Annotated in this window: 6 protein-coding genes; 1 reads left to right on the top strand and 5 read right to left on the bottom strand. The window is 66.1% G+C overall.

Annotated features, from left to right (window positions below):
• Nucleotides 1-114: 114 nt before the first annotated feature.
• The 5 genes from ACCC94_RS13020 to pilT all read right to left on the bottom strand — a co-directional run bounded on the left by ACCC94_RS13020 (nt 115) and on the right by pilT (nt 5,654).
• Nucleotides 115-1,284, bottom strand: coding sequence for a trans-sulfuration enzyme family protein (locus ACCC94_RS13020; protein WP_413349862.1), 1,170 nt, complete (start codon nt 1,282-1,284; stop codon nt 115-117).
• On the bottom strand, nt 1,281-2,654 hold the full coding sequence (locus tag ACCC94_RS13015; protein ID WP_413349861.1) for a pyridoxal-phosphate dependent enzyme: 1,374 nt from the start codon (nt 2,652-2,654) through the stop codon (nt 1,281-1,283). The genes ACCC94_RS13020 and ACCC94_RS13015 overlap by 4 nt, the downstream gene beginning before the upstream one ends.
• 216 nt (nt 2,655-2,870) lie before the next feature.
• Nucleotides 2,871-3,275: an NINE protein gene (locus ACCC94_RS13010; RefSeq protein WP_413349860.1), complete on the bottom strand. Its 405-nt coding sequence runs from the start codon at nt 3,273-3,275 to the stop codon at nt 2,871-2,873.
• A gap of 94 nt (nt 3,276-3,369) precedes the next feature.
• A complete protein-coding gene (pilU, locus tag ACCC94_RS13005; protein ID WP_017520119.1) occupies nt 3,370-4,515 on the bottom strand; it encodes a type IV pilus ATPase PilU in 1,146 nt (381 codons plus the stop codon).
• A 104-nt stretch (nt 4,516-4,619) separates the two neighbouring features.
• Nucleotides 4,620-5,654: a type IV pilus twitching motility protein PilT gene (gene pilT, locus ACCC94_RS13000; RefSeq protein ID WP_017520118.1), complete on the bottom strand. Its 1,035-nt coding sequence runs from the start codon at nt 5,652-5,654 to the stop codon at nt 4,620-4,622.
• A gap of 73 nt (nt 5,655-5,727) precedes the next feature.
• Between pilT and ACCC94_RS12995 the strand changes: the two genes are divergently transcribed.
• A complete protein-coding gene (locus ACCC94_RS12995) occupies nt 5,728-6,417 on the top strand; it encodes a YggS family pyridoxal phosphate-dependent enzyme (protein ID WP_413349859.1) in 690 nt (229 codons plus the stop codon).
• Nucleotides 6,418-6,420: the final 3 nt, after the last annotated feature.

Below are 6,420 nucleotides of genomic sequence, written 5' to 3'. Positions count from 1 at the left end.
CCCCCCCCAACACCCCGCGCGCGGGGGCTTTTGTTGGCGCGTGCTGCCCCCCAAACACCCCCCCCCCGGCTGCTTGGGGGTTCCCCTCCAAAGCCCGCTCCTACGAAAAGCGCGTCAGATCATCGCCAACGCCTTTGCCAGATCGGTACGCAGGTCTTCCACATCTTCGACGCCCACCGACAGGCGAATCAGAGAATCGCCGATGCCCAGCGCCGCGCGGTTCTCCGGCGGGATACTGGCGTGGGTCATGATCGCCGGGTGCTCGATCAGGCTTTCCACGCCGCCCAGGCTTTCCGCCAGGGCGAACAGCTGGACGTTCTCCAGGAAGCGCCGCGAGCCGGCGAGGTCGGTGTCCAGGTCCAGCGAGATCATCCCGCCGAAGCCCTTCATCTGCTGACGCGCCAGCTCGTGCTGCGGGTGGGACGGCAGGCCGGGATAATAGACGCGCTTCACCTGCGGTTGCTGCTCCAGCCATTTCGCCAGGTCGAGAGCGTTGGCGCAGTGGCGCTCCATACGCAGGGCGAGGGTCTTCACCCCGCGCAGGGTGAGGAAGGCATCGAACGGGCCGGCGATGGCGCCCACCGAGTTCTGCAGGAAGCCCAGGCGTTCGGCGAGGTCGGGGTTGTCGCCGACGATGGCGATGCCGCCGATCACGTCCGAGTGCCCGTTCAGGTATTTGGTGGTGGAGTGCACGACGATATCGAAGCCCAGGTCCAGCGGGCGCTGCACGTAGGGGCTGGCGAAGGTGTTGTCGGCCACGCAGAGGATGCCGCGCTCGCGGCAGGTGCGGGCGATGGCGGCAAGGTCCGTCAGGCGCAGCAGCGGGTTGCTCGGGGTTTCCACCCAGACCATGCGCGTCTTGTCGGTCAGCGCCGCTTCCAGCGCTCCGGGCTGGGCCAGGTCGGCGAAGTGGAAGTCGTGCCCGGCGCTGCGCCGGCGCACCCGTTCGAACAGGCGGAAGGTGCCGCCGTAGAGGTCGTTGCCGGAGACGATGTGCGAGCCGGCGTCGAGCAGCTCCAGTACCGCCGAGATGGCCGCCAGCCCCGAAGCGAAGGCGAACGCCTTGCTGCCGCCTTCCAGGTCCGCCACGCAGCGCTCCAGCGCCCAGCGCGTGGGATTGTGCGAGCGGCCGTAGTCGAGGCCCTTGTGTACGCCGGGGCTGTCCTGGCGGTAGGTGGAGTTGGCGTAGATCGGCGGCATGATCGCCCCGGTGGACGGGTCCGGCTCCTGCCCGGCGTGGATCACGCGGGTGGCGAAACCGAGGCGGTCGTCGTGCTGGCTCATGCGAGGGTCCTCCGCAGATGGTTGAGCAGGTCGAATCGGGTAATCAGGCCATGGAAGCCCGAGGCGTCGGCGATGATGGCGACCAGGCCGCGGCCCAGTACGGCTTCCAGCTCGGCGAGGCTGGCGCCGGGGGCGAGGGTTTCCGGCGCGTCGCTCATGGCGCTGGAGACTTCGCAGCGATAGTGCGCGGGGTCGTCATGCACGCCCATGAGGATGTCGGACTCGTCGATCACGCCCACTAGCCGCTTGCCGTCGAGTACCGGGAGCTGGGAGATGTCTGCCAGACGCATGCGCTGGAAGGCGGTAAGCAGCGTGTCGCCGGGGCCGACGCTGACCACCCGGCCTTCCTCGAAGCGCCGCGCGATGATGTCGCGCAGGTCGCCGTAATGTTTGCGCTGCAGCAGGCCCTGGTCGGTCATCCACTGGTCGTTGTAGATCTTTGACAGATAGCGCGTGCCGGTATCGCAGACCAGGCTGACCACGCGCTTGGGCTGCTTCTGCTCGCGGCAGAAGCGCAGCGCGGCGGCCAGCAGCGTGCCGGTGGACGAGCCGGCGGCGATGCCTTCGTTGCGCAGCAGTTCGCGGGCGGTGGCGAAGCTTTCCTCGTCACTGATCGAGTAGGCGTGGCGCACGCTGGAAAGGTCGGCAATCGACGGCACGAAGTCCTCGCCGATGCCCTCTACCGCCCAGGAGCCAGGCGTGCCGATGGCACCGGAGCGCGAGTACTCGGCCATGATCGAGCCCACGGGGTCGGCCAGGACCATCTCCAGTTCGGGCTGGACCTTCTGGAAGAAGCGTGTGAGGCCGGTGAGCGTGCCGGCGGAGCCGACGCCGACCACCACGGCATCGAGGTCATGGCCGGTCTGCGCCCAGATTTCCGGCCCGGTGCCGGTCTCGTGGGCCAGCGGGTTGGCGGGATTGTTGAACTGGTCGGCGAAGAAGGCGCCGGGCAGGTCCTGCGCCAGCCGCGCGGCGACGTCCTGGTAATACTCGGGGTGGCCCTTGCCGACGTCGGAGCGGGTGATATGCACCTCGGCGCCCATGGCGCGAAGGTGCAGGACCTTCTCGGTGGACATCTTGTCCGGCACCACCAGCACCACCCGGTAGCCCTTGGCGCGGCCCACCAGCGCCAGGCCCAGGCCGGTGTTGCCGGCGGTGGCCTCGACTATCACACCGCCGGGCTTCAGCCGACCGTCGCGCTCGGCGGCCTCGATCATGGCGACGCCGATGCGGTCCTTGATGGAGCCGCCGGGGTTCTGCGATTCGAGCTTGAGGAACAGGGTGCAGGGCCCGGTATCGAAGCGCGTCACGCGGACCATGGGGGTATTGCCGATCAGGTCGAGTACGGCAGGGCGGGATTCGTTGCTCATGGCAGCCACTCCTTCTGGGCGAGCCGGGGATCGCCCGGCAGCGCCTGCTTCTGTCCTCCTGACCTTAGGCGCGAGGCCCAGCTCGCGCCAGGCGGCGCGACGAAAGACGGCGGATTGGCTTTTCGTAGGAGCGAGCTTGCGCGCGAATCGTCCAGCTTCGACGCTCAGGATGTTCGCGAGCAAGCTCGCTCCCACAAGAGAAGAGTCGGCGCGGGGTCAGATCCGCTGCGGCCCGTTGCGCTCGGAAATCTGGCTGTTCAGCGTCCAGAAGTCATACAGCACGCCGATGAAGAACAGCCCGCCGGTGAACAGGTAGAGGATGCCGGTGAGCCACTTGCCCATGTACATGCGGTGCACGCCGAACACGCCGAGGAAGGTCAGCAGGATCCAGGCGACGTTGTAGTCCACGCCGCCGGCCCGGTAGCGCTGGTCCGCCGCGTCGTCCATGGAGGGGATGAGGAACAGGTCGATGATCCAGCCGATGAAGAACAGGCCGAGGGTGAAGAACCAGATGGTGCCGGTGATCGGCCGGCCGTAGTAGAAGCGGTGCGAGCCGGTGAAGCCGAAGATCCACAGCAGGTAGCCGATGACCTTGCTGTGGGTATCAGGGTTGGCGGACATGCCTTTCTCCCATTGCGTGACAAGGCCTTGAGCATAAACGAAAAGCCCGCACGGGGCGGGCTTCACGGGTGAGCGTCATGTCGAAAAAACGGGATCAGCGGAAGCGGCGGTTGGGGTCGTCGTCGCTCATCTCCAGGGTCAGGCCCTGGGTCATGGTGCTCAGGTGATCGGCGTCGGTCTCCGAGCCCAGCTTGATCATCAGGCGCAGGTCGTTCGCCGAGTCGGCGTAGGCCAGCGCGTCTTCGTAGGTGATCTCGCCCTGGGTGTAGAGCTGGTACAGGGCCTGGTCGAAGGTCTGCATGCCCTGCTCGGTGGAGCGCTTCATCAGCGGCTTGAGCTCGTGGACCTCGCCCTTGCGGATCAGGTCGGCGGCCAGCGGGGTGTTCAGCAGCACCTCGATCACCGCGCGGCGGCCCTTGCCGTCCGGGGTCGGCACCAGTTGCTGGGCGACGATGGCCTTGAGGTTGAGCGAGAGGTCCATCCACACCTGGCCATGACGGTCGGCCGGGAAGAAATGGATGATCCGCTCCAGCGCCTGGTTGGCGTTGTTGGCGTGCAGGGTCGCCAGGCACAGGTGGCCGGTTTCGGCGAAGGCCACGGCGTGGTCCATGGTCTCTCGCGAACGCACTTCGCCGATCATGATCACGTCAGGCGCCTGGCGCAGGGTGTTCTTCAGCGCCACCTCGAAGGTATCGGTATCCAGGCCCACCTCGCGCTGGGTGACGATGCAGCCCTGGTGCTGGTGGATGTACTCGATGGGGTCTTCGATGGAGATGATGTGGCCGGTGGAGTTCTTGTTGCGGTAGCCGATCATCGCCGCCAGCGAGGTGGACTTGCCGGTACCGGTGGCGCCGACGAAGATCACCAGGCCGCGCTTGGTCATCGCCAGCTTCTTGAGGATTTCCGGCAGCTTCAGGTCGTCGATGGTCGGGATGTTGGTCTCGATGCGGCGCAGCACCATGCCCACCAGGTTGCGCTGGTAGAAGGCGCTGACCCGGAAACGACCGACGCCGCGGGCGCTGATGGCGAAGTTGCACTCGTGGTTCTCGGCGAAGTCGCGGCGCTGCTGTTCGTTCATCACCGAGAGCACGGTCTCGCGGGTCTGCTCCGGCGACAGCGCGGTCTTGGTCACCGGCAGCACCTTGCCGTTGACCTTCATCGAAGGCGGCACGCCGGCCGTGATGAAGAGGTCGGAGGCACCCTTTTCCACCATGAGGCGCAACAGCTTCTCGAATTCCATGATCTTTCTCGCCAGGTTCACGCTGACTACGACGGGGCTGTCGGATCACGAAGCGAGTGCGTGTGGCGCGCTCCGTGCGCCGGGCCGCAGGGGGCCCGGTTGGATTAGAAGTTTTCCGGGATCTTGGCTTTTTCTTTCGCCGCGTCACGGGTGACCAGGCCCTTGGCGACCAGGCCCTTGAGGCACATGTCGAGGGTCTGCATGCCGATCGCGCCGCCGGTCTGGATGGCGGAGTACATCTGCGCGACCTTGTCCTCGCGGATCAGGTTACGGATCGCCGGGGTGCCGATCATGATCTCGTGGGCCGCGACACGGCCGCCGCCGATCTTCTTCAGCAGGGTCTGGGAAATCACCGCCTGCAGGGATTCGGAGAGCATGGAACGGACCATGGACTTCTCCTCGGCGGGGAACACGTCGACGATACGGTCGATGGTCTTGGCCGCGGAGGTGGTGTGCAGGGTGCCGAACACCAGGTGGCCGGTTTCCGCGGCGGTCAGCGCCAGGCGGATGGTTTCCAGGTCGCGCATCTCACCCACCAGGATGATGTCCGGGTCTTCACGCAGGGCCGAGCGCAGGGCCTCGTTGAAGCCCAGGGTGTCGCGGTGCACTTCGCGCTGGTTGACCAGGCACTTCTTCGATTCGTGGACGAATTCGATCGGGTCCTCGACGGTGAGGATGTGGCTGTACTTGGTGTTGTTCAGGTAGTCGAGCATCGCCGCCAGCGAGGTGGACTTGCCCGAACCGGTGGGGCCGGTGACCAGCACCAGGCCGCGCGGCACGTCGGAGACGCGCTTGAACACTTCGCCCATCCCCAGGTCTTCCATGGTCAGCACCTTGGAGGGAATGGTCCGGAACACGGCGCCGGCGCCGCGGTTCTGGTTGAAGGCGTTGACCCGGAAGCGCGCCACGCCCGGCACTTCGAAGGAGAAGTCGGTTTCCAGGAACTCTTCGTAATCCTTGCGCTGCTTGTCGTTCATGATGTCGTAGATCAGCGCGTGAACCTGCTTGTGCTCCAGCGGCGGCAGGTTGATACGGCGCACATCGCCGTCGACGCGGATCATCGGCGGCAGGCCGGCCGAGAGGTGCAGGTCCGAAGCGCCCTGCTTGGCGCTGAAGGCGAGCAGCTCGGTAATATCCATGGGACTCCCCAATCAAGAGCAAGCAGGTAGAATGCCGCAGAACACGCAGCAGCCGGGCGGAAAAGCGACGGTAATGTCCACGATAGCAGAGAATATTGCAAAGGTTCGCGTACGAATCCGTGAGGCGGAACAAGCGAAAAATCGCACGCCAAACTCGGTTCAGTTGCTCGCCGTGAGCAAGACCAAACCCGCCGCCGACATCCGCGAGGCGTTCGCCTGCGGCCTGGCCGACTTCGGCGAGAACTACCTGCAGGAAGCCCTGGCCAAGCAGGCCGAGCTGGCCGACCTGCCGCTGACCTGGCATTTCATCGGCCCCATCCAGTCGAACAAGACCCGCCCCATCGCCGAGCACTTCCACTGGGTGCACTCGGTGGACCGCCTGAAGGTCGCCCAGCGCTTATCCGAACAGCGCCCGGCGAACCTGCCGCCGCTCAACGTGCTGCTGCAGGTGAACGTCAGCGGCGAGGACAGCAAGTCCGGCTGTTCCCCCGCGGAATTACCGGCCCTGGCCCAGGCGGTGGCGCAACTGCCGCACCTGAAACTGCGCGGCCTGATGGCCATCCCCGAGCCGACCGAAGACGTTGCCGCGCAGCACGCCGCCTTCGGCCGCCTGCGCGAACTGATGCAAGCCCTGAATCTCGGCCTGGACACCCTGTCCATGGGCATGAGCCACGACCTCGAAGCCGCCATCGGCGAAGGCGCCACCTGGGTGCGGATCGGTACCGCCCTGTTCGGCGCCCGCGACTACGGCGCCTCGCACTAATAA

The sequence above is a fragment of the Pseudomonas sp. Pseusp97 genome (assembly GCF_047304025.1).
In the GTDB taxonomy this organism is placed as follows: domain Bacteria; phylum Pseudomonadota; class Gammaproteobacteria; order Pseudomonadales; family Pseudomonadaceae; genus Pseudomonas.
The sequence above is the reverse complement of the archived record's forward strand: the minus strand, read 5'-3'. Positions and strand labels throughout refer to the sequence as shown.

Bases quoted from the DNA above. Each gene is read 5' to 3' on its own strand.
- ACCC94_RS13020 (WP_413349862.1), bottom strand. From the start codon at position 1,284: ATGAGCCAGCACGACGACCGCCTCGGTTTCGCCACCCGCGTGATCCAC.
- ACCC94_RS13015 (WP_413349861.1), bottom strand. From the start codon at position 2,654: ATGAGCAACGAATCCCGCCCTGCCGTACTCGACCTGATCGGCAATACC.
- ACCC94_RS13010 (WP_413349860.1), bottom strand. From the start codon at position 3,275: ATGTCCGCCAACCCTGATACCCACAGCAAGGTCATCGGCTACCTGCTG.
- pilU (WP_017520119.1), bottom strand. From the start codon at position 4,515: ATGGAATTCGAGAAGCTGTTGCGCCTCATGGTGGAAAAGGGTGCCTCC.
- pilT (WP_017520118.1), bottom strand. From the start codon at position 5,654: ATGGATATTACCGAGCTGCTCGCCTTCAGCGCCAAGCAGGGCGCTTCG.
- ACCC94_RS12995 (WP_413349859.1), top strand. From the start codon at position 5,728: ATGTCCACGATAGCAGAGAATATTGCAAAGGTTCGCGTACGAATCCGT.